This window comes from Pseudoalteromonas fuliginea (genome assembly GCF_000690055.1).
Lineage (GTDB): Bacteria > Pseudomonadota > Gammaproteobacteria > Enterobacterales > Alteromonadaceae > Pseudoalteromonas > Pseudoalteromonas fuliginea.
This window is the reverse complement of sequence record NZ_JJNZ01000068.1, coordinates 20,448-43,634: the sequence shown is the minus strand read 5'-3', so window position 1 is coordinate 43,634 and position 23,187 is coordinate 20,448. Positions and strand designations below refer to the sequence as shown.

Annotated in this window: 23 protein-coding genes and 1 tRNA gene; 10 read left to right on the top strand and 14 right to left on the bottom strand. The window is 38.3% G+C overall.

The annotated features are described in order from the left end of the window. Positions 1–211: 211 nt before the first annotated feature. The 5 genes from DC53_RS03630 to DC53_RS03650 are packed head-to-tail and all read right to left on the bottom strand — an operon-like array spanning position 212 to position 5,755. Entirely contained in the window at positions 212–2,179 is a 1,968-nt protein-coding gene (locus DC53_RS03630; RefSeq protein WP_033031441.1) for a hybrid sensor histidine kinase/response regulator, read from the bottom strand. A gap of 10 nt (positions 2,180–2,189) precedes the next feature. Next, positions 2,190–2,651, bottom strand: coding sequence for a response regulator (locus DC53_RS03635; protein ID WP_007377037.1), 462 nt, complete (start codon positions 2,649–2,651; stop codon positions 2,190–2,192). Next, the gene (locus DC53_RS03640) at positions 2,652–4,136 is read right to left on the bottom strand and encodes a sensor histidine kinase (protein WP_007377038.1); all 1,485 of its coding nucleotides are present in this window, start codon (positions 4,134–4,136) and stop codon (positions 2,652–2,654) included. A gap of 28 nt (positions 4,137–4,164) precedes the next feature. Then, entirely contained in the window at positions 4,165–4,356 is a 192-nt protein-coding gene (locus tag DC53_RS03645) for a histidine kinase (protein WP_033016122.1), read from the bottom strand. A 58-nt stretch (positions 4,357–4,414) separates the two neighbouring features. Beyond that, a complete protein-coding gene (locus DC53_RS03650; protein ID WP_033031439.1) occupies positions 4,415–5,755 on the bottom strand; it encodes a sigma-54-dependent transcriptional regulator in 1,341 nt (446 codons plus the stop codon). Between the two features lie 283 nt (positions 5,756–6,038). On the opposite strand from DC53_RS03650, the gene DC53_RS03655 reads away from it, so the two are divergent. Continuing rightward, positions 6,039–6,554 carry an NUDIX hydrolase gene (locus DC53_RS03655; RefSeq protein ID WP_033031437.1) on the top strand — a complete coding sequence of 172 codons (516 nt, stop codon included), beginning with the start codon at positions 6,039–6,041 and terminating at the stop codon, positions 6,552–6,554. A gap of 78 nt (positions 6,555–6,632) precedes the next feature. Here the strand turns inward: DC53_RS03655 and DC53_RS03660 are convergent, their stop codons facing one another. After that, positions 6,633–7,673: an NAD(P)H-dependent flavin oxidoreductase gene (locus DC53_RS03660; RefSeq protein WP_033031435.1), complete on the bottom strand. Its 1,041-nt coding sequence runs from the start codon at positions 7,671–7,673 to the stop codon at positions 6,633–6,635. Positions 7,674–7,873: 200 nt separating this feature from the next. On the opposite strand from DC53_RS03660, the gene DC53_RS03665 reads away from it, so the two are divergent. Further along, positions 7,874–9,250: an NAD-dependent succinate-semialdehyde dehydrogenase gene (locus DC53_RS03665; RefSeq protein WP_033031433.1), complete on the top strand. Its 1,377-nt coding sequence runs from the start codon at positions 7,874–7,876 to the stop codon at positions 9,248–9,250. A gap of 682 nt (positions 9,251–9,932) precedes the next feature. Further along, on the top strand, positions 9,933–10,289 hold the full coding sequence (locus DC53_RS03670; RefSeq protein WP_033031431.1) for a hypothetical protein: 357 nt from the start codon (positions 9,933–9,935) through the stop codon (positions 10,287–10,289). A gap of 34 nt (positions 10,290–10,323) precedes the next feature. On the opposite strand, the gene DC53_RS03675 is transcribed toward DC53_RS03670, so the two are convergent. Then, positions 10,324–10,671, bottom strand: a complete 348-nt coding sequence (locus DC53_RS03675) for a hypothetical protein (RefSeq protein ID WP_139016133.1) — start codon at positions 10,669–10,671, stop codon at positions 10,324–10,326. A gap of 154 nt (positions 10,672–10,825) precedes the next feature. Here DC53_RS03675 and DC53_RS22610 point away from each other — a divergent pair, with 154 nt between their 5' ends. Further along, positions 10,826–11,551: an NBR1-Ig-like domain-containing protein gene (locus DC53_RS22610; RefSeq protein WP_239462866.1), complete on the top strand. Its 726-nt coding sequence runs from the start codon at positions 10,826–10,828 to the stop codon at positions 11,549–11,551. An 84-nt stretch (positions 11,552–11,635) separates the two neighbouring features. Here the strand turns inward: DC53_RS22610 and DC53_RS03680 are convergent, their stop codons facing one another. Together DC53_RS03680 and DC53_RS03685 are read right to left on the bottom strand one after the other, a co-directional pair. Next, positions 11,636–12,715, bottom strand: coding sequence for an endonuclease/exonuclease/phosphatase family protein (locus tag DC53_RS03680; RefSeq protein ID WP_007377047.1), 1,080 nt, complete (start codon positions 12,713–12,715; stop codon positions 11,636–11,638). Between the two features lie 114 nt (positions 12,716–12,829). Further along, the gene (locus DC53_RS03685; RefSeq protein WP_008137566.1) at positions 12,830–13,078 is read right to left on the bottom strand and encodes a TIGR03643 family protein; all 249 of its coding nucleotides are present in this window, start codon (positions 13,076–13,078) and stop codon (positions 12,830–12,832) included. Positions 13,079–13,203: 125 nt separating this feature from the next. Here DC53_RS03685 and DC53_RS03690 point away from each other — a divergent pair, with 125 nt between their 5' ends. The 3 genes from DC53_RS03690 to DC53_RS03700 all read left to right on the top strand — a co-directional run bounded on the left by DC53_RS03690 (position 13,204) and on the right by DC53_RS03700 (position 16,787). Beyond that, the gene (locus DC53_RS03690; protein ID WP_007377049.1) at positions 13,204–13,905 is read left to right on the top strand and encodes a substrate-binding periplasmic protein; all 702 of its coding nucleotides are present in this window, start codon (positions 13,204–13,206) and stop codon (positions 13,903–13,905) included. Positions 13,906–13,995: 90 nt separating this feature from the next. Then, on the top strand, positions 13,996–14,652 hold the full coding sequence (locus tag DC53_RS03695; protein WP_007377050.1) for a YoaK family protein: 657 nt from the start codon (positions 13,996–13,998) through the stop codon (positions 14,650–14,652). Positions 14,653–14,726: 74 nt separating this feature from the next. Continuing rightward, complete coding sequence (locus DC53_RS03700; protein ID WP_033031428.1) at positions 14,727–16,787, top strand: TonB-dependent receptor; 2,061 nt, start codon at positions 14,727–14,729, stop codon at positions 16,785–16,787. Positions 16,788–16,806: 19 nt separating this feature from the next. Here DC53_RS03700 and DC53_RS03705 read toward each other — a convergent pair whose 3' ends face one another. Continuing rightward, positions 16,807–17,598, bottom strand: coding sequence for an AraC family transcriptional regulator (locus tag DC53_RS03705; protein ID WP_033031426.1), 792 nt, complete (start codon positions 17,596–17,598; stop codon positions 16,807–16,809). Between the two features lie 106 nt (positions 17,599–17,704). Between DC53_RS03705 and DC53_RS03710 the strand changes: the two genes are divergently transcribed. Next, the gene (locus DC53_RS03710; protein ID WP_033031424.1) at positions 17,705–18,901 is read left to right on the top strand and encodes an MFS transporter; all 1,197 of its coding nucleotides are present in this window, start codon (positions 17,705–17,707) and stop codon (positions 18,899–18,901) included. Here DC53_RS03710 and DC53_RS03715 read toward each other — a convergent pair. From DC53_RS03715 to DC53_RS03725, 3 genes are all read right to left on the bottom strand, one after another. Continuing rightward, positions 18,890–19,111, bottom strand: coding sequence for a hypothetical protein (locus tag DC53_RS03715; RefSeq protein WP_007377054.1), 222 nt, complete (start codon positions 19,109–19,111; stop codon positions 18,890–18,892). The genes DC53_RS03710 and DC53_RS03715 overlap by 12 nt on opposite strands. A 93-nt stretch (positions 19,112–19,204) precedes the next feature. After that, positions 19,205–19,618: a GFA family protein gene (locus tag DC53_RS03720; RefSeq protein ID WP_007377055.1), complete on the bottom strand. Its 414-nt coding sequence runs from the start codon at positions 19,616–19,618 to the stop codon at positions 19,205–19,207. Between the two features lie 305 nt (positions 19,619–19,923). Continuing rightward, entirely contained in the window at positions 19,924–20,913 is a 990-nt protein-coding gene (locus DC53_RS03725; RefSeq protein ID WP_033031422.1) for a fatty acid desaturase, read from the bottom strand. A 533-nt stretch (positions 20,914–21,446) separates the two neighbouring features. Here DC53_RS03725 and DC53_RS03730 point away from each other — a divergent pair. Beyond that, entirely contained in the window at positions 21,447–21,830 is a 384-nt protein-coding gene (locus DC53_RS03730; RefSeq protein WP_008134994.1) for a DUF1842 domain-containing protein, read from the top strand. A gap of 439 nt (positions 21,831–22,269) precedes the next feature. Here DC53_RS03730 and DC53_RS03735 read toward each other — a convergent pair. Continuing rightward, a tRNA-Leu gene (locus DC53_RS03735) sits at positions 22,270–22,354 on the bottom strand. 282 nt (positions 22,355–22,636) lie between these two features. On the opposite strand from DC53_RS03735, the gene DC53_RS03740 reads away from it, so the two are divergent. Further along, on the top strand, positions 22,637–23,131 hold the full coding sequence (locus DC53_RS03740) for an RDD family protein (RefSeq protein ID WP_007377060.1): 495 nt from the start codon (positions 22,637–22,639) through the stop codon (positions 23,129–23,131). Positions 23,132–23,187 lie beyond the last annotated feature (56 nt).

Sequence of the window (23,187 nt, the reverse complement as noted above, 5' to 3'; positions counted from 1 at the left end):
ATATAGAAAAAAGTTTAAAAAACTTTATTTTTAATTATCAAAAAGAGGCCGCTGGATAAAGTGGGGATCCCTCAGCCCTTCGGGCAGCACATATTTGGCATTTGTGCTACGTTATCGCCTATTTATGGGGAATAACCACACTACACAGGCTCTGCCTTGCCTAAACACCAAACATACTGCTGCAAATTTAACCTCTAAAGATAAACAGGCCCTAACTAATAAGCGTTTCGAGTAAGCTCAAATTAATAGGTTTAAGTAAAACTCGGTCAATATTTAAATCTTTTATTTCTCTTGGATCTGGCTCTGCGCCACTTACAATCACTAAACGTAATTCAGGGTATCGTTCATTAATTTGCTGGCCTAAATCAATGCCACGCCCATCAGGTAAGTGCATATCTAACAATACTTTATTAAATTGCTGATCGTGATTGAGTATTTGTAAACATTGCGCGCAACTCGATGCAATCACGGTCTCTACACCTAAACTTTCTAAGAGTAGTTGCGTAATTTGCGCAGCATCGTGGTCATCTTCAACAAGTAAAAAACGCTGTTTTTTCTCGGTTAAACTTTTACTACTATTTATATTTTTAGGTTGTGGTGCGCTTTCAGGCGCCACTAAGTAATCTTGTAAACACTGGTACAAAACTGCACTGTCAACCGGTTTGGGGATTACATCGTTAAAACCAAGGGCTGCCAATTCCTCTCGAATGCCTTTCATCGTTGCCGCTGTAAGCGCAATTATTGGGCCTTTATAGCCCATTTTTCTAAGCTCTATAGTCGCTTCCTTGCCACCCATTACAGGCATATGAATATCAATAAAAATAATATCATATGGAGCTTTGTAAGCATCCGCAATACGCACTTTTTCCAGCGCTTGTTGCCCATGCTCCGCATAATCAACCCTTGCACCACAAGTACTAATCATGTGGCCAACCAACATGCGTAAATCGCGTAAATCATCTACCACTAATACACGTCCATGCACCTTACAAGGTGCTGATTTACTTTGTAATTGTGGGGCACTGCTAAAATTAAGTACCTGTCGTTCTACTTCACTAATATCGCCCGGATACACAGAAATAGTAAATGTAGAGCCTTTGCCAATTTCGGAGTCTAAACTAATGCTTCCTTGCATACGCGCTAATAACTCAGCGCATATTGCCAAACCAAGACCAGCACCACCAACAGAGCGCGATTCTACATCGGCAATTTGCTCAAACGGTTTAAAAATCAGTTCTTGTTTTTCAGGGGCAATGCCCATACCTGAGTCTTTAATGCTAAAAAATAGCATTTCGCGCTCATCAACCCACTGTGTCCACGCATTAACAACTATTTCGCCTTTATCGGTAAATTTAACCGCATTATTTATCAAATTTATTAAAATTTGACGCACCCTTGTTGCATCTAGTTGTGCAACCAAAGGTAATGGCTGATTTGATTCAAAGCGAAGCGTAAGGCCTTTATCGAGCACAGACACACGCATTAATGTGTATACATCAGCAAGCATGCTATCGAGGTTAACTTCACTTAGGGTCAGCTCTAGTTTATCGGCTGCTATTTTAGATAAATCGAGTACATCGTTTAACAAGCTCAATAAGTGCTTACCGTTTCGATAAATAACACCTAGCTCATTTTCTGCTTGCTGACTAAAGTCGCTCTGCATTAAGAGTTCGGTGTACCCTAAAATGGACGATAGAGGGGTACGTAATTCGTGGCTCAAATGAGCTAAAAAGCGATCTTTTGAGCGATTTTCGGCTTCGGCTTTTAAACGCTCTACTCGCTCGCCTTCAACATCTTTACGAGCAAGTGCATAACGAATAGCGCGTGCAAAACGGCTCGAGCTCATTTCTGTTTTTATTAAGTAATCTACTGCACCAGCATCAAGCGCCGCTGAATCTAATTCGTCGTTTGACTGCCCAGTAAGCATAATAATGGGTCCGCTAAAGCCATTCGCAATGGCTTCTTTTAATACATCTAATCCATTAGATGCACCTAGGCGGTAATCAAGCAGGCAAATGTCATGCTCATTTTTACTAAGCGTTTCAATTGCCTGCTCTGGGGAGCTAATCCATTGAATGTTAAACGTGTGTGAATCCAATTGGTCTAAATAGTCGCAGGTGAGTATGTAATCATCTTCATCATCTTCTACAAGCAGCAACTGAGTCACTTTATCTAACATAAAATCTCCTTTAATCGTTAAAAGTTGTCGGCAGCTCTACAAACTCTACCCAATACTTTCCTAGCGTTTTCATTAGCTCAACCAAGCCATCAAACGTCACGGGTTTGGTTATATACGATGCAGCGCCTAAGTTGTAACCTTTAACCATGTCCTCTTCTTGTTTAGACGTAGTTAAAATAACAACCGGAATACCTTTCAAGTTGGGATTTGATTTAATGGCCTCAAGTGCCTCACGTCCATCCATTCTTGGCATATTTAAATCAAGCAATATAAGTCCTGGTCGTGGCGACACAGCTTTATCTTCAAATTTACCTCTGCGCTCTAAATATTCAAGTAGCTCAACACCATCTTCAACAAAGTGAAGCTCGTTAAGTACACGACTTTCAGCAAGGGCATCTTGTGTTAGCAAACGATCATCTTCATCATCATCAGCCATTAAAATAGTAATCGGTTTTACTTTTGAATAGGGCATTTAAGCCTCTCCTTGCAATGTAAAAAGCGCAGCTTCCACAGGTAGTTTTATAACGAAGGTAGCACCTTCACCGTCTTTACTTTGGGCTGTAATTGTTCCACCGTGACGCTCTACAATACGCCGACATACAGAAAGACCAATACCTGTCCCTTTGTATTGTGAACGACCATGTAAACGCTGAAATGGAACAAATATCTTGTCGGCATAGTCTTGTGAAAAACCAATGCCATTATCTTTTATAGTAATAACTTGGAAACTTAAATGCGTATTATGATCAGCACTAAAAATATCCTCATGCACATAACTAATCTTTATGTGTGGGCTTACATCCGGATGCCTAAATTTAACCGCATTCGACAATAGATTTAAAAATAGTTGCTGCATTTGGCTTTTATCAGCCTGAATAACCGGCAAGTCTTCTACATCTACTCGTGCATTAGACTCTTTTATCGCAATTTCTAAATCACTTAATATATCGCTTACCACTTCGTTTAAATTTGTATCAGCGAAGTCTTTACCGCGCGTTGTAATGCGTGAAAACTCTAATAGATCGTTAATTAAGTTAGACATGCGTTGCGCCGCATTTTTCATACGGCCAATATAATCCATCCCTTTTTCACCCAGTTCATCTTTAAACATGGTTTCGAGGCGGTCGCTAAAGGCTTGAATTTTTCGAAGCGGCTCTTGTAAATCATGACTTGCCACAAAAGCAAACTCTTCAAGTTCCCGGTTACTTCGGCTTAGCTCATCAGAATACAGGGTTAACTCTTGCGTACGCTCAGACACTTTACCTGCTAATGTTTCATTTTGATTTTCAAGTTCTAGCCTATATTGCGCCGCGTTTCTTAAATTAAGTCTGGTCATAATAAACATACCAATAATAAGCAAAGCACTTGTTATGGCTGTAATGGCAAAGGTAATTTTTGCCTCATTTTTTATTTTTGCTAATTTCGAAAAGTGACTCACCTTAAAGAGTAATTCACGGTCTTGAATTTCATTAATATGTTCACGAATTTGCTTATATAGGTCTCTACCGCTATGTGTGTTAACTATATTTAACGCACGTCGTTCTTTATCATCTAATGCAAGATTAACTGTTTTCTTTAATTCACGTATTTTACGCTCAACAAGCAGTAACAACTCAGCAATTCGCTCAGCTTGACCATCAATTTCAGAACGAAGTGACTTTACATGATTAGTTTGTGCTTCTAACTGCCCAATAGCATCATAATACGGTGTTAAATAATCATCTTCTTCTGTTAATAAATAGCCACGCTGTCCAGACTCAGCTTGCACTATGGATAGATGCAGCTTCTCAATTGCCGTGGTTAGCATACTGGTGTTGTCTAAACTCTTTTGGGTTTGCGTTAACCCCTGAATAGTATTTAACGCCAAAAAAGCATTACCCACAATAATACTTAGTACTACGACTATAAAAGCGGCCCATGTAACATTCGCTTTACCTTGCTGTTTTTGCTTGCTCATAGATGTATAAGTGCCTTAGTTGAATTTACTAACCGTTATTATGCTCTGTAATATTTTGTAAACTCTCACTGCACTGCTGACAGTTTAAAATTATTTTATCTAGGGCCTCGAGTGCCTTTTGTTTGGGCATATCGTTTTCCAACACTAATTTAATTAGCTCCGCATTCATTGAGATTCTATTTAACGGGGCTCTTGCATCATGAACTAATTTATTAAGCATTATGGCTTCGTTATTTTCTTCAGACACTCTATTTCCTTTTATTTAACCTGAACTTAAATTACTTGTATTCACCAATCCCACCGTACGCATTAAGGCGGTTATAAAGTGTTTTTGTACTAATACCCAGCATTTGGGCTGCAAGCGTTTTATTACCTTGTACTTTATCAAGCGTGGCATGAATAAGTTCTTTTTCGACTTCTTCGATTGTTTGCCCTGCCGATACCTGCTTTTCAGCGGTTTTATTATTAACCCGAGAAAAAGGTGACTCTAAATTATCAGGCAGTGTAATTTCACTTGATTGCGGATCGCTCATAATAAATGCACGATGTATCGCATGGCGAATTTCACGAACGTTACCCGGCCATTCATAATTTTGCAGCTCTTTTAACTGTTCACTCTTCCAACTAAATGAAGTGCCATTTTCATCATTTAGTTGCTCTAAAAAAGCTTTAGCTAAAAGTGGAATATCTTCTTTACGATCGCGAAGTGGCGGTATATCGATAGGAAAAACAGCCAGCCTAAAATAAATATCTTCACGAATTACATTATTTTGCGCTAAATCTATAAGCGAGCGATTCGTCGCCGAAATAACTCGGCAATTGGTGGGTATCTCTTTATTTCCACCAACACGCGTTACTTTTTTAGTTTCAAGTACACGCAATAAATTTGGCTGCATATCAATCGGCATTTCAGTTACTTCATCTAAAAATAAAGTACCGTCGTTAGATTGTTCAAACACACCTTCCTTGCGCGCTATAGCACCGGTAAATGCGCCTTTTTCATGGCCAAATAATTCACTACCAATTAACTCTTTTGAAAGCGCACCACAGTTACTTGCAACTAATGGACCTTCGCACTGGCTAGCGTTATGGATAGCCTGAGCAACCACTTCTTTACCTGCGCCACTTTCTCCCATTAGCATCACGTTAGCATTTGTTTTAGCAACACGTTCAATCATAGTGTAGAGTTTTTGCATTGGCTCTGATTCACCGATTAAGCTACCAAAGTGGCACGTAATACCACTGGGTTTTACTTTTTTAGCTGTTTTTTTAGGCCCATTTAAAACCAGCTCTAAGTCTTCTCGCTGTAATGGTTTTAATAAATGCCCAACATTAGGCTCACACATTTCAGCTAAAATCCCCTTAACTGAAGGATGGCCCGATATAAGTGTAATTTTTGGAGATTGACCAATCATTTTCAAATGATCAAGTAGGTGTAAACCGCTGCCATCAGGTAACATAAAATCAAGCAGCACATGGTCAAAAGTATTATTTTCAAACCATTGGTGTGCTTCTTTTAAACTGGTTGCGGTGTTTATATTATGGCCGAGGAATTCGACTATGTGGCAAACAACGTCACTAAACTCAACGTCATCATCAACTAAAAGTATGTTTAACATGATAAATCCCTATGCTTTTTTATTATTCTACGCACCTTAAATACAAATTTAAAGTCACGCCTAGAATCTAATAACCCGAATTAACTTAAGTGATTCACTGCATTTATATTACCAACTTAATATTTACGTATGCTTAAAAAAATCGATCACTAGGCGTGGTAATATTTCAAGATTGAATTTTTTTAATCTCGAAAAAGAAACACACCCTAAAAAATAATTAAAATCGTTTCTATTTATACAATGGTAGCAACTGTTATCATTACAAACTTAAAAAGGAGACGAAATGCAGCAATTAAAAACCTTGATTCACTCTGGTATTAATATTAATGAAGGCACTATTTTTACCCGCTTAACAGCCCGTGCCATTGTTACTAAAAATAATAAAATACTTTTAATGTATACAAATCGTTATGAAGACTACAGCCTGCCAGGCGGTGGAGTAGATGACGGCGAAAGTATTGAACAAGGCTTAATACGTGAGCTAAGCGAGGAAACCGGTGCACAACAAATAAGTGTAGTTAAAGCTTTTGGACTCTATGAAGAGTATCGCCCTTGGTATAAAGAGGACTTTGATATTATCCATATCAAATCATATTGCTACATCTGTAATATTGCCGACGAGCTGGGTAAAACACAACTAGAGCATTACGAACAGCAAAATGGAATGACCGCTAAATGGGTTAATATTAGCGATGCAATCGCACACAACGAACGCACGTTAGCAAATAGTGAAAAGCAAGGGTTATCGATCCTTCGTGAAACCTATTTACTCAAAAAGATTGCTAAACAACTTTTTTAATTACGACTCACGCTTAATTACTTATACGCCCTTTTACCTGCGTAGCTAACATGCGTTCAACTATTTACAGCTACGCATTTATACAGACCATTTTTGCATTAATATTTGTGTAATCTGAGCTGCGCTAATGTTCTCTCTTGGAATGTATTTTTGACCACACCACAAAGGTGAAAAGCCACTACCACCTAGCAATTCAACCCTACTTCTTAAAGCCGTTATTGCAATACTTGCGTAAGGAAATGGTGGCACATGTGCAGGTATTGCACCAAGCTCTTGCATAACGCGATTACAAACGCCTCTCGCAGCACGACCTGAAAACAACGTAGTAAGCGCGGTACTATCTTTTTGTTGAGCTAAAATAGCATCACGATGAAGCTTTGACGTAGTTGCCTCATTACAGAGTAAATACGCACTGCCAACTTGTACCCCTGATGCGCCTAATGTTTGCATATGTGCTACATCATCCTCAGTTGCAATTCCACCAGCAGCAATTATAGGAACTGATACGTGCGCAACGCATTCTTGCACTAGTTCAGCCGTACTTTTATGCAAACTTAAATCCATAGATAAAAAATGACCACGGTGTCCGCCCGCTTCTAAGCCCTGGGCAATAACAGCATCTGCACCATTATCAGCAAGCCATTTAGCCTCCTCAACAGTTGTTGCGGTAGAAATGACTTTTGTTCCCCAGCTTTTAATTTGTCCAAGCAAAGAAGGCGCAGGTAAACCAAAATGAAAACTCACCACGGCAGGTTTATAAGGCGCAATAATATCGATAACACTTTGATTTATTGGCTGTCGAGAAGCTTCGTCCGTTAAACTACTTTCAGCAATCGCGTATTCATTAAAATAAGGGGCTAATAATGAATGCCATTGTTGTTTTTGCAGCTTGGTATATTGCAAGGTTGAATGGCAAAAAAAGTTAAGATTATAAGGTTTACTGGTTGAGCGGCTAAGCAACTCTAGCTGTTCGATAAGCTGCTGATTAGAAAGCATCGCACATGGTAATGAGCCAAGCCCACCAGCCTCACAAACACTCGCAGCTAAGTTGGCATCTTGCACACCTGCCATAGGCGCTTGTATTAGCGCAACTGAAATATCAAAAAGTGTCCGTATCATTTTATTCTCCATGTAATTTTTTCTGCAACTTGCATTATTTACAGAACATATCAGAAAACTAACTAAATAAAAAATAAGCACACTCACAAATAAAAAACAAAAAGATATAAATAACAAAAGGTTAAACTTAATTTTATATCTTTAAATAGTTGGTGTTCGTTTTGCACTACTACCTATACATAATTAGTAAGGAGATATAAATGAGTAACACAGTTAAAACGATTAATCCCGCAACTGAGCAAACCATTGAAACCTATACACTGCTTTCTCAAAAAGAAGCGGAGCAGGAAATAGAAAAATCTCACGAAACATATTTAAAATGGCGCTTAACGTCATTCGCTGAACGCGCGAAATATTTAAATAACTTAGCATCACTTTTTGAAGAGCAAAAAGAAGCGATTGCAAAACTTATGACCGAAGAAATGGGCAAGGTGTACAAGCAAGGCTTACAAGAGGTTGAGCTGTGCGCAGGCATTTGTCGTTATACTGCTGAAAACGGCCCACAAGTACTTGCCGATGAAGATCGCGAGATGGATGGCGGCCGTGCAATCATTAGCTACCAACCAACGGGTGTACTACTGGGTATTCAACCGTGGAACTTCCCGCTTTATCAGGTAATTCGTTACAGCGCCGCTAACATCATGGCAGGTAACACAACCGTATTAAAGCATGCTGGTAACGTATTTGGCATGGCTGAAAAAATTGAAGCGCTATTTAAGCAAGCCGGTTTCCCAGAGTACTGCTTCAACAACTTACTCATCGATGGTAAAACCGCCAGCTCACTCATTGCTCACAAGGCAATTAGCGGCGTAACCTTTACGGGTAGTGATGCCACAGGTAAAAAAGTAGCTGAAGAAGCGGGTAAACACGCTAAAAAAACAGTGTTAGAACTGGGCAGCAACGACGCTTACTTAGTACTTGATGACGCCGATTTAGAGCTTGCAGTTAAAACCTGTGTAACCGGGCGCATGATCAACAATGGCGAAACATGTGTTTCAGCTAAACGTTATGTTGTTGTTGAGTCACTTTACGATGACTTTAAAGCGCAAATAAAAGAGCAGTTTGAAGCCATGAAAATGGGCGACCCAATGGCAGATGACACAGACTTAGGCCCAATGGCACGTGAAGATTTACGCGACAGCATTCACGACCAAGTAATGGAATCAGTAAAAGCAGGTGCAAATATAGTAACAGGCGGCGAAATACCATCGCAAACGGGTTACTACTACCCACCAACGCTACTTGATAATTTATCGCCAGGTATGCCTGCTTACGACGACGAATTATTTGGTCCAGTTGCTTCGCTTATTAAAGCCAAAGACAACGACGACGCAATGCGAATCGCCAACGACTCTCGCTATGGCTTAGGCGGTGGTATTTTCTCAAAAGATGAGAAAAAAGCCATTGAGCTCGCTAAAAAGTACTTCGACACCGGCATGATCAATATCAATGGTTATGGTTTAGCACAACCTAATCTACCATTTGGTGGCGTTAAAGGCAGTGGCTACGGCCGAGAACACGGCGGCTTTGGTATGCGTGAATTCGTAAATGTTAAAAGCATTATGATTGCCAGCTAATTTAGCTGCATAAATGAAATAAGTGTTTAAATACAGATTTTTAATATGTGTTTAAAATACAAAAATTACTAAGCCTAAAAGTGGGTAACCGCTTTTAGGCTTTTTTTATTACTTTTAAAAAGTAATTCTCAGGAGGCAGTACTTAGTTTTTAGTAAGAGATAGTACCGAGTTTTGGATATATTCGTAGGTGCGATTTTACATCGCGCTTTTAAAAATTAAATATCCAGGAAAGTAATGGGATTCTACCTTTTATAAAGGTAATCAGGGTGTGTCCACTGAACTAGGGGAACACCATTTCCCTGTTCAATTAATTGTTATGAATACTTTGCTTGTACTATTTTTGTAAGTTTATTTTTAATTATATTTTGTTCCGCCAGAACAAAAATGAGCCACTAACTAAAAATCACACCATCCGATGATACTTTCAAAAGGCAAAAAACTTATGGAAGTAAACAGCGTATATAAAGGAATAAGCATGGTAAAACTATCAAGAAAATAGTTATCATAGGGGGGATTATTTATATGCTGGTGCGATAGCTAAAACTTACAATGTATATAACCATCAAATAATGGTTCTATAATCAGGCGGTACGAAATATAAAAGAGTCGTTTCTAAAAAGTATGAACGTATAAAAGCAAATAAAAAAACTACCCATAAACAATTAATAAAAAATGGATCATATGAAAAAAAGTATATTACTAGTCTTCGTGACAGGGCTTATTGGCGCATTTTATCTAAATGCATCTGAAGATGCGTTAACCTTAATGTCAGCACCTCAAAAGTCTACTTTAGAAAAGTTACGTAGCTTTGATACTCACACATCTAAAGCTGATATATCAGATGAATTTGGTGAACCTGTAAACAGCACATTAAATGACACAACAATTTCATGGGAAGTAAAGCAAGATTCTAAAGTAACGCGAGTTAAAGCTTATTTCCTAACTGGGGAATTAAATAAAGTTCAATTTTTGTCACTCGACCCATTTTGGGGTTATACGATTTACTATTCAAAAAATGGCGTAGAAAATGAGCTATAAAAAAGTTATAGCTCATTCCTTTCACTAATTTTGATTACGAACAACTTACTTCAATATCAATCATATTAGTCGTTACATACGTTTTGATACTATTTATTTGATATGGTCCATTATAACTAAAAAAGTAATTTTGCTTACTAGGATTGAGCCGTTGTGGATCAAAACTAATAATTCGACCCTCTTGGGTAAAACCATGAGCTTGAACGCTTTCATGATCCCACCAGTCATTCCAAGTAATTCCACTAATATTTACAGTAAGCTCAGCTGTAGATGAACTGCTTTCGCATATAACAGTTCCAATATCAGCAGCATGCGAGTCATTTACAAATATGCTCATTGCCATAATAGAGCTGATCGTTAGTAGTTTAATTTTAGTCATCATTGTTTCCTTTTGATTATATGAATTAATGTCGAATGCTAAAAAGCAAAACAAACATCTCAGAAAAAGATCACAAAAAAAACACAAAAATAACATCCGATAACAAATTAACAGGCTATCATAAATACAAATAAACAAACTAATTAATATCAACAACATGGAAAACATTAAGGATAAACTCAAAACATTATCGGATAATAAAAAAATACTAATGAAACAGATTATTGCCGAATCAGGAGTGAGCCAACCTCATTTTTATAAGGTAATTAACGGAGAAAGAGCACTTACTGCTGATTTAAAAACTTACCTTTCAACCGCACTAAATATCACAGAAGATCAAGTAGCCAAATTAATAGTTTGTCAAAATAAAACTATTAGCTCGCTAGAAAATAAAAAAAGTAGATATATACCTGTATGGCTATCAACATCCATATTCATTTCATTGTTAACCGTTATCATTGTTATCTCGGCAATTTATAGCTATATCAACAATTCTAAAGTAATTGAAAAAATATTAGAGCCCATACCGGTGCCTGCTGATAGTTCCTACTTTATAAAAGACGTTACTATACCGGATGGTACCCCAATAAAAGCAGGTACAACTTTTGTTAAGACTTGGAGAATTAAAAATTCGGGTAATATAACTTGGGAGGATAGATACCTACAAAGAGTAACACTGAACTCAATAGGCCTCTGTCAATCTGTTCAAAAAGTCCGTATTAATAAAACAGTTCCAAGCGCTAGTGTAGATATTTCAGTCAAATTTCATGCACCTAAACACCCAGGCTCTTGCAGAATAGACTGGAAAATGGTCGATGAGAAAGGAAAACTATTGTTTCCTAATCTCCAGGGACTCTATATGATAGTCCAAATTATAAAGTAAACTAATGTAATACACTGAATTAAAATAATAATTATTCTTAACAAGCGATTATTTAGACCTTATGCTTTTACAAGTTGATAGCCGTTACTCTTCCTCAAATCTTGGCACTTTTCGCTTATCTGCTTTACTCATGGCAAGCTCTTGAATTTCTTCTTGCTTAAGTTCATCGGATTTAGTTTCTAATGATTGCTGATTAGCGTTTTCGTAGATAAGCTCAGTGAGTAGCGCAAAGTGATCAGACCCATATTTAGCTAGGCGCTTAATACGCTTTACTTTAAAACCTGGGCTGTGAAATAAGTGATCGAGTGGCCAGCGCATAAAAAAGTAACTTGCATGAAAAGTATTATAAAAACCTCGGCCTTTTCGAGGGTCTAAAAAGCCACTTATTTGCATAAACAAACGGGTGCTGCGCGACCAAGCTACATCATTTAAATCACCGGCAACTATGGTAGGTCGTGTTGGGTTTTTAAGCGCTTTAGCGACCATTATTAGCTCCGAATCGCGCGGACGCGATGAGTCTTCCTCTGTCGGGCTTGGTGGTGCGGGGTGAATAAAGTGCCCTTGCATTTGCAGGCCTTCATCGTTTTCAAACAAAATATGAATTGAGGGAATATCTTTTTCTATTAGCTCACATATTTGTGCATCGAGTATTTTAAACTTGCTGTATAAGTGCATGCCGTAACGATTGTCTTTAGAGCATTCTATGTAATATGGGTAATTTTTTTTAATGACTGATAATTTATTTTCCCACCAGCTATCGCTCTCAAGCGTAATGAGTAGGTCGGGTTGATGCTCATCAACAAGGCTAATTAACTGCTCACTTTTATGGTTCGACATAAGTACATTTGCCGACATAATTCGTATGCTATGGTCGATGTGCTTAGGTGCGCTTTGCACTTCTTTTTTAGCAAGCCACGTATACGGGTAAATCCATTTACCTTGTAAAATCATTATAAGTAATGAGGTTAAGGCTATAAATACATAGCCTATTGCGCTACTTTGCCATAATAAAAATAACGAAGTAACAGTGACTAAACTGGCAATATAAAACACTTGTAAGCGCACAAAGTCGCAACTACGCACCAAATAGTGTTGGCTGTAAGACATAGGTAACAAGGTAACCAGTAAAAAAAAGCCGATGATGATAGCCAGCGCAATGAGCATTTTAATATCCTTATAAGTTAACTTAGTGAATTTAATAACTGGGATTAATTTACGAGTTTAACAAACGGGTATGAACAACGAATGAAATTGCCAGCCATTAAAATTTAAGCTAACTCATCGCTGTTTATATTGTGTTTTACAGTGACTACGCATAATAGCAGGGTCACGTAATTTTAAGTGTTTTGTTTTGCGACCAGCATGGCGTTTACGCCAAACTTTAAAACTGCCTTTTGAAACGTTGTCTCGCATAAAAACCACCAATTGCGGGTATTTTAATCCGTATAACTGCTCTATTGCCTCGTAAGGGGTTCTGTCTTCCCACGCCATTTCTATAATTCGTGATTGTTGCTCTGTGTTAAACATTTAGATTTGCTCAAATTGTGTTAATACGCTTTTTATATTTACTTAGATCAGTACAGTTAAACGCACCAGACTGGATAATCAAACATAATCTTCTACACTAATAAAAAAAACTGGGTTTTGGCTTAATGCGTGTAATTTTCTTTTTTATAATTTTATATTCAACACCGTTATTTGCATCGCAAAATAAAATCATACGCTGTGTTACTACTCACTACCCCCCTTTTACAATATATGACACTAACACCGAAACATTTACTGGTTTAGATATTGAATATTTAAGGTTTATTGAGCACAACCTAGAATTAAATATTGAACTAGTGCATTTACCTTGGGCACGTGTTCAAAAAGAAATGAAAAAAGATAACTTTGACTGTTATTTTTCATTAGGCAATAATCCAGAGCGTGCTAAATACTTAGACTTTACAACGGTGCCGCTGCATATAACTAAATTTGGCTTGTTTACGATTAACGATCAAAACGTTATTAATAATAATTTATCTCAAGCTGCAATATCAATGCTCAGAGGCGTTGATTTACCAGTAGAAATTGCCAAAAAGTACGCAATAGATTCAAATAATATAATGCGTTCACTTTCTAGCGAAGACACGTTTAAGCTCCTTAAAAAAGGGCGAGTGCAGTACGCTATTACAAATTACCAAGCTGGCCTTTGGTACACACAACCTTTCAAAAACATCACCTCTATTGAATTAAATGAATTTCAACTTCCTGTGTATATCGCATTTAAATTTGGAGTCATTGATACACATAAAGTCGATCAGCAAATTAAAGCTTTTCAAGCAAAGCGACTTAACAAAAACGATGACTAAATGCGTTTATCTTTATTTTATGTTCCTAAAAAAAATATCTTTAGGTGTATGATATAAACCTATCTACATAGAAATTATAAGATCTAAGCAATGTTTACAAAACTACCAAAGTGGGTTGAATATGGCGCGTTTACACTCGCATTTATAGCGGGCATAGTAAACGCTGTAGGCTTATTAGGATTTGAGCACCAGGCTATTTCGCATGTATCTGGCTCTGTTACTTTACTTGGTATTAAAGCAATAACTAATCCCAGTACTGCCTTATTGTTACTTTCAATAATTGTTAGCTTTATGTTGGGTTCGGCACTGTCGGGCTTTTTGCTCTCTGGTGGCTCATTAAAACTTGGTCGTCATTACGACACTTTGCTTTTTATTGAAGGATTGCTACTACTTGCGAGTGCTTATTTACTCAAAAACACATTCGTTTACGGCATTGTTTTAACGTCTGCTGCGTGTGGGTTACAAAATGCGCTAGCAACTAATTACAGTGGCGCAGTAGTTCGTACCACACACTTAACCGGTATTTTTACTGACCTTGGTTTAATGCTAGGTAAAGCGCTTAAAGGTGAGCAATTTGATACCCGTAAAGGCGTTATGTTTTTACTCATTATTGCAGGCTTTTTACTAGGCGGTATAACCGGCTACGTTTTATTTAAGCATTACTTAGTGCTGGCTTTGGTGTTTCCTGCTGTGGCTTGTTTTGTTTTATCAATTACGTATCGGGTTTATAGGTTACGTACGCTTTAACGCAACAAGTTTAAATGCATATTAAAACCGCATATTATAGAGGCAATGCAATATAGATTACTTTCAAGGAATGTATGAAACCTTATTTTTTGCCGCTGATATTACCCTTTAGCCACGCTGCGTTTGCCGATAATCAAAACAACGATGCAATAGAAACAATAACAACTACGGCATCACGTATTGAAGCGCTATCTACCCCACTCCCTTTATCAATAAGCGCACTCAGCGAAGCGCAGCTAAATAGCATAGCGCCTACCCATATTGAAGAAGCCCTACAACGTGTAGCGGGTGCTAATATTCAACGCGGAAATGGCCAAGAATATTTACCCGCATTGCGCTCTCCGGTACTTTCGGGCGCAGGCGCATGTGGTGGCATATTAACCTTAGAAGATGGTATACCACTGAGAGCCGCTGGGTTTTGTAACATAAACGAGTTATTTGAAGCGCACAGCGAAATGGCGCAGCGTATTGAAGTGCTAAAAGGCCCTGGCTCTGCACTTTATGGCTCAAACGCTGTGCATGGTGTTATTAATGTAATAACGCCCGACACCACACAAGGCGGTGGTTTAGTTGGTTTAGACTATGGCTCGTACGGCTATACCCGCTACAAATTACGTGCAGGACAAGATTACGGCAAAAGCGGTATCGGCATTAACGCAAGTGTTACCGATGATAGCGGTTACCGCGACGACGAAAGCGTAGAGCAACAAAAAGTAAATATTCGCCATCGCTATTCAAATAATAATTTATTACTTACCTCAGGCCTTACTTACACAAATCTTGATCAGCAAACGGCTGGATTTATTACAGGCTTTGAAAGCTATAAAAACGAAGACCTCGCGCAAAAAAACTTTGACCCTGACGCATTTAGAAAAGCACGCGCATTTAGAGCATGGAGCAATGCAACATGGCAATTAAATAACAATGATGTGCTCTCTACTACGTTATATTTTCGCGACCAAAGCATGGACTTTTTTAAGCACTTTTTACCCGGCACACCGCTTGAAAAAAACAGCCAAACTGGTTTTGGCGTACAATCGCTTTATCAATATAATTTACAACGTAATGTAAAAGTAAACCTAGGGCTTGATGGCGAATACACGCAAGCCGACTTTACTCAAAGCCAAAACGAGCCCACTCAAGGCTCTACATTTTTAGTTGCTACAGTACCCCAAGGTAAGCATTACGATTACGATGTAAACGCCACGCTTTATGCCCCTTTTGCATCGCTTGATTGGCAATTAAATAAATGGTTACTTACCGCAGGTGTGCGCTACGAGCATATGCAGTACGACTACACCAATAATATGCTAGCAGGTAGAACAAAAGACGATGGCACAGAATGCGGCTTTGGTGGCTGCCGATACAGCCGCCCAGCGAGTGCTAAAAATAGTTTTAGTAATCTATCGCCAAAGCTTGGGGTTAGTTATCAGTACAATATAAATAACACGCTTTATGCAAACTTTTCTCGCGGTTACAGAGCGCCACAAGCGGCTGAGCTATACCAATTACAACGCGAGCAAACCACTGCAAATTTAAGCGCCGAAATAGCCAATAACGCAGAGCTGGGTATTAAAGGGATTTACGAAAAACTACGTTATGGTGTGTCACTTTACGCTATGAGTAAACACAATACGATTTACCGCGATAGTGACTTTTTTACGGTAAATAATGGCAGCTCTCGCCATCGTGGTATTGAGCTTGAGCTTGACTACCAGCTCACTAAGTCGCTTGCACTTAACTTTGCAGGCACACACGCAAAGCATACTTATACTAACAACCAAATACTTAACGGTTTAAATATAAACGGCAACGACATAGATACCGCGCCGCGTAATATTGCTAATCTCGATTTAACATGGCAGGCATTATACAACGCGCAATTTGCTTTGCAGTGGCACCGCGTTGGTAACTACTACACCGACCCAGAAAACTTAAATAAATACCAAGGGCATGATGTTTTAAGCTTGCGCGCTCAGTGGCAAGTTACTAATAATCTTGAGCTACTTGCTCGTATTATTAACTTAACTGATGAGGCTTATGCGGAGCGCGCCGATTACACCAGTTTTACCGGCGACAGATACTTCCCGGGTAGACCTCGTAACGCGATGCTTTCGGCAACTTACACTTGGTAATGCTTATTTAAGGGCTAAGCTAATTTAGCTGATTTAAGTCGCTCATGTATTTCATGGGCGACTTTTTCATTACCTTTTTAAACATAGTAATAAAAGCACTCACCGACTCATACCCTAATAACTCCGACACCTGCTGCACACTTTGCTTATCAGAAAGCGCTTTTAAGGCTGTAATTATATGCAATTGCGTACGCCATTTTCCAAATGTCATGCCTGTTTCTTTTTTAATTAACCGCGCTAATGTGCGCTCAGTTAATGCAAACTGCTTAGCCCATTGTGGTAGTGTTTTTCGGTTATTTGGCATATTTATAAGCTGATCGCTCATGGTTTGAATTACCTCGTTTTTAGATAATACAAAATCCAGTGGTTGTACGGGCATTTCAATAAGTTGATCAAATAACACCTGCGCTAAACGCGCTGTTTTACTATTTAAAGTATAGTGCTGATTATGCCCAGCCAACTCACACATTAGCTCTTTAACCAGCGGCGTAATAGCTAACGTACAGGTATTTAACGGCATACCGTTTTTACTACTATTAATAAATAAATGACAAAGCTGCGCGTTATCAGACGCTCTATTGCTATGCACCTTTTGTGCTGGGATCCAAATTGCACTGTGCGTAGGCACCATCCACATTTTGGCCGACACTTCACACGTTACATAACCATGTAGCGCTAAAATTAATTGCCCTTTTGGATGAGTATGTAGTGGTATTTCGTGACTTGCATGGGCATGCTCTATTTTGGCTATTATGGGCTGCGCCATAGTTTCAAAATTTTTAATGTCGTCCCAGCCAATTGCATCAAACATAGTTTTGTCTGTTTTTAGTTATTTAATGTCATTATCTCTAAATTATAGTTTTTGCTAAGCCTTTATACTAGCGCCCATTAAGTATTAGCTTTAATGGTCTTCCCTTTTGTTAAATAACACACCTAAATCACGCTTTGCTGGCATATTACTTGTGCTTGGCATATTACTTATTGCCGCAAATTTACGCGCCACATTTACAGGTATTGCACCTGTGCTTGAACAAATTATTAATCACTTTGGGCTTAGCGCATCGCAAGCTGGTTTTTTAACAACATTGCCACTCATTGCCTTTGCGGTTGTATCGCCAATGGCCGCAACTCTTGCTAAAAAGCAAGGGTTAGAGCGCACCTTGTTTGTGGCTTTGTTATTTATACTTGCAGGGGTTGCAGCGCGGGTAATAAATACCTCAGCTATGCTTTTTGTAGGCACCGCTATTATTGGTGTGGGCATTGCCATCGCAAACGTATTATTACCAAGTTTAATTAAGCGCGACTTTCCTGCAAAGGTTGCATTAATGACCTCAGCCTACGTGCTTACTATGGGCGTGGTATCGGGTGGGTTTTCTACTTTAGTATTTCCACTTAGTCAGTTAAACGGATTAGGATGGCAACTTGCGCTGGGCTCATCAGCTATTATTACTCTGGCGAGTATTATTGTATGGATGTCGCAATTAAGTAAGCACACAAAACCCGCGAGTATTGCTCAACACACCGACACGTCAAAAAGTGTTTGGCGCTATTTACTAGCATGGCAAATTACCATACTGCTGGGCTTAAACTCGTTTTTAAATTATATAATTATTACGTGGTTACCAAGCATATTAACCGAAACCGGTCACTCAGCTACCCAAGCAGGTGCTTATCATGGGGCTTTTCAAATAGCGACTGCATTACCGGGTTTAATATTAATTCCGTTACTTGCCAAATTAAAAGATCAAAGCGCGCTTAGCTTTATTTTAGCCATGTTGAGTGCACTCAGTGCATTGGGGCTGCTTTACATGCCTAGCTTTGCTTTTGTTTGGACCCTAATGCTAGGTTTTTGCTCTGGAGCGTGTTTTATATTGGGGCTGTCGTTTATTAGTTTACGAACTGACGATTCGCAACAAGCAGCGTCGCTTTCGGGAATGTCGCAAAGCGTAGGTTATTTGCTCGCGGCTATTGGTCCTATGCTAGCTGGTGCATTACACACGACTACGGGAAGTTGGAGTGCACCATTATGGCTGTGCGCTATTGCCGGAGGACTGTGTGCTTTATGTGGTTTAGGCAGTGGTAAAAACACCACTTTAGCTAAATCAGCTAACTAGCTGCTGTAACCACGAAAATAAACCAGACGAAGGTTTGTTGCTCGTGTGTTTTTGCTCATAACGTTTATTAGTTGCTTCGCGCTGTTCACGGCGCTCTTGTGCTAAATTAGCTTTTGCAGCAAAACGCAAGCGCTGCTCTTGCGTAAGCTCATCATTAAAGTTTATTGCAGTTTTATTTACTGCTCGGCTGCTTTTAGGTGAACTACACATATTATTCTCCAAATGACTGACTTATAAGTAGACAGTCATTTGGTTAAATAAATTTCAAACCGCTTACTAAAAAGTGATTTTTTATCAGTATTACTAGTTTTGTGGGGTTGTATCAAATGCAGGTACTTCGTGTAAGCCGCTCAACCAGCTCAATGTTGATTTAGCCCAAATTTGTGCTGTTGGCGTAAATTGATCTCGCTGATCAACCGCACCAATACGCAAACCATATACACGGTCAGCTTTAGCTTCGTTAGTTGCATAAAGTGTTGTACCACATGTGCCACAAAAACCTTGCGCACGTTTGTTACCACTTTGCGCTGTTTTAACAAACTCTTTTGGCTCACCTTGGGTAAATACTACCGAATTTGGCTCTGCAATTATAACGGCTCTAAATGGGCCGCTCGACATACGTTGGCAATCGCTACAATGGCAAACAAGTGCATTGTTATTTTGAGACTTTGCCTGGTATTTAATTTCACCACAGTAACAGCTTCCAGTAATTTCCATTATTTAAATCCTTAATGCTTATGAAGATTGAATCGAGATATAAGACCGACAGTATCGATTCATTATTTTTAAAATATAAAAAATTGCTCGCCGGTTCATTTGTATATTCGGTTAGGTTTTTAATTTTTGAGAGTGATTTTTTCAAAGTTGAGCAAGTGCTACAAACATGATCCGATGTTTTAAATAAAACAGCAATACCACGTTAAGCTAATAGCGTAACGTGGTACATCTAAATTATTTTTTATATGCGTTTAGATAATAAAATAAGAATAGCAATGTAGAGCCTCCCCTTATGTTGGGAGTAATTATTTAAATGCGTTAGCATTTTTTATGCTATCAAAATCGTTAAAGCGCACGTTATGCTGCGCCATTACTTTAAGTATTTTTTCACTTAACATTTGACGTAAATAAAACGGCTGATTTGGCACAAAATGATGAATGGTATGCGTTTTACCAAAGTTAAAACAAAACAAGTGAAACGGCATAAATAAACGACTCGTTAGCACATGAGTTTGCTCAAGCATGTTATTAACGCCGCCATAGTAATGCATGCTTGAGGTAACAAAATTAAGCGAGCTTGAGCGAATAATATTAGGCAAAATGAGCACGACCATTAAAAATTCAAACACATTCATTATACTTAGTACCCAGCTAGGTGAATTTAGCGAAAGTGGTATAAATAAATCAACAATATGAAATAAAATAACGCTGTATAAAATAGCAAAATACGCAGTTGTTACCGGAAACCCAGCATTAAAAACACTCGAAAAACTAAAGCCATTAATTTCTTTTCTAAAACGTTTGGTAGAAATAACTAACCCTAATAACCCATCTACAATAACTAGCGCACGTAAAAATGGATTTTTAATACCGTTTCCCACCAAGCGTTCTTCTAGGTCTTGTTGTGTGCCTGAGGTTTTGTGATGGTGTAAATGCATTTTACGTCGGTACCATGGGCTAATAGTATTTGGTCGCATTAACCATACTACTAACATCATAAAATTATGCATGAAAGGCTGATTACTAAAGTATTGTTTATGTATAAGGTCGTGCTCTAACTCATGGGAAATAGACGCAGCAATAGCCGCAAGTACTATACATACCCAAGCAGGTATGATGGCTAAATAATATAAAACACCAACACCAGTTAATGCGCTAAGCGACAGCAATAAAATAATTAACCCTAAGGTATTTTGATGTGCAAGTAATGGGTGTTTTTGACGAAGTAACACTTCTTCTGCCTTGATTGCTTTAACAATCGCTTGAATGTTCTGTTTGGCACTTAATTGGGTCATGATGATGTCTTAAAAAACTTGATGTACAAATAATACCTGAATTAAGCGTAACATCTAAAAAAATGACAATAAAAAATGACAATACGCTTGATGCTAAAGTGTGCTTTCGCACAGCAATAAATACAATAATAACGAGACCACACACGACTAAACTCATACCTACTATATTTTATATTCAACTACTCTGGCTTTAATTACATGATTTTCGAGATCCAAACATCTAATTAGGGACACCTTTGCCTGTAATGCTCTGTAATACATATTTAGCTGCAATCGTTCTACACTTTCCTTAGTTAACCTGAGTTCTGGATAATAAATCAATCTCAAGCAACTATTTTCAGCGCTAACTGAGTTGAATTCATTTGAATCAGATCCGCTATTGGCGGTGAATTCACCTTATTTTCACTGAAAAAACCTAGCTATAAAAAATATCAATACAGTTCAATATGTTAGTAAATCTTTACCCGGGTTTTAGGTTAGTTAGTGAAAAACCACTAAATATTGTTCATACACACTTAAAAAGGAAGATTAAAATGTCTAACGAAAGCTTATATCTGGTTAAACTACAGTTTAAATCTGGCGTTGTTGGTGGTGGTTCTATGGAATTACAATTATCAGTAGATCCAAAAACAGGAGCATTAAATGGTAGAGCAAATGGGGCCATTTTAGAGGGAACTCAGCATGCGCCACAATTTACTTCTAGCGCATCAGGGCATATGCATGCAACAGGTTACAATGACGTAACCAAAGTTGGTGCAGTAACTGGCCAAGCCATTGTATCCTTCCCACCACCTGCAATTGGTAGCTATCAGTCGCCATTCACGGCAAGCTTCGCAGTAGATAATCAATGGAATGGTAAAGGTAGCTTTTCGGTTGGTGATAATACTTACCAAGGCCAAGTAAGTTTAATCGACTAATATAAAGAAAATATTTTTAACGGCACTTAATACATTTAAGTGCCGCTGTTACAGTCTTGCAAAAACCCTCATTACAACAAAAATAAACAGCACGTAAGTAAAGCAATCAAAAGTTAAAACAGAGTACTTAAACTATACCGTTCTGCTTATTGTATGGGGCCTATTTTTAGGTAAAAAACCTTGCCGATAACAAGGCAAAAACTCCGTTATTTAATTGTTCTCGGCGATTGATCTTACATTGCTCTACTTTCTGCATACATGGAGTCGTAAGGCAGAAATTTCAAATGCAGTTGGTATCAGGTTTAATCCCTAAAATTAATTAAGAATTATCACGAATTGATATTATATCTGCGCTATATTATTAGTAATACTTTAAGCTAATCACTCAAAATTCAGGCATAAAAAAACCCCTGCTAAATCTAGCAGGGGCTATAAAAAGTGGTACCAGCGGCCGGACTCGAACCGGCACTCCTTTCGGAAGGGGATTTTGAATCCCCCATGTCTACCAATTTCATCACGCTGGCATCATTTTTCTTTAACCTTCTAAACACGAGAAGATAAAGAAAAACCACTTTAGAGCTAAGGTTTGTTTATATGCCTTCGTCTCTATGCCAAGCATTATACAAACAATACATGCAGCAGCAAGCGTTTTATGACATTAGCATGATCAACCGCTTAACATTTAGCCATCTATTAACATTTACAAAAGAGATTGTTAGGTTAAATAGTATCGCTAAACTATAGCACTTAGTATTTGTAAGCTTTTTTGCTAAACTAGCGAGCATATTAATAGTGAGAGTGTCTTTATGTCTGGTAAGTTTCCACGGGCGAGTTTTTGGCGTCGTTTTGCGTCTTTAATTTACGATGCCTTAGTCGTAATTTCTTTATCTATGCTTACAGCCATACTTTATTTTGCAGTAATTCAAGGACTAAGTGCCTTGGGTTTTATTGCTCAAGCAGAAGATCCTGCAGCTTATATACAGGATTCCCCACTGCTATACGGTATTAGAAGTACGTTATTTGTAGGTATAAACATTTTCTTTTTTGCTTACTTTTGGACTAAAAGTGGCCAAACCATTGGTATGCGCGCATGGCGTTTAAAAGTACAAACACTCGACGGGAACCTTATTAGCTGGCCTCAAGCGATTATCCGCTGTGTAAGCTCACTACTTGGGTTAGGCAATTTAGTGGTGTTAGTTGATTTTAAAAACAAAAATGCATTACAAGATTATATTTCTAAAACTGAAGTAATTGCACTGACAAAAGAAGAAAACAAGCGTATTTATCGTGAGCTAGATTGAACCTATATCACTTATTTTAAAGTAAAAAAGCGTGGCTACTGCCACGCTTTTTTATG